Consider the following 407-nt stretch of genomic DNA (forward strand, 5'->3'; position numbering starts at 1 on the left):
GCTCCTCGGCGACGACACGTCCGCCGCCGACTCGTCGGCGGACGGCCCCTCCGACACGGGGGGAGCGCCGGACCGCGATCCCCTGGGTACCGGATCCCTCGGTCTCCACGGCGCCGTCTCCGACGGGGAGGTCGTTCCCGACGGGATCACCGAACCGGTCTCCTCCACCCTCGGCACCGTCCACCACCACCTCGAACGGGGCGCCCGGCGCACCACCGCCGGGACCGCCGCCGTCCTGCCCGAGACCGCGTGGCCGGTCGACGAGGTCGGCGAGGGGGCCCGGCGCGTGGTCGAGGGACTCGACCGGACCGGCCACGGGACCGCCGGTGACGTCCTGGCGCCCGTGACCGCCGCGGTCGCCGGTCCGTCCCCGGCACCGCTCCGCGACGACGTCCCCGGCCAGCGGC

1 pseudogene is annotated in these 407 nt (G+C 78.1%); it reads left to right on the forward strand.

Annotated elements, in window-relative coordinates:
• Positions 1 to 407: pseudogene (locus tag D455_RS34070) on the forward strand (flagellar associated protein); the annotation flags it as partial.

This window comes from Nocardiopsis halotolerans DSM 44410, from assembly GCF_000341065.1.
In the GTDB taxonomy this organism is placed as follows: Bacteria; Actinomycetota; Actinomycetes; order Streptosporangiales; family Streptosporangiaceae; genus Nocardiopsis; species Nocardiopsis halotolerans.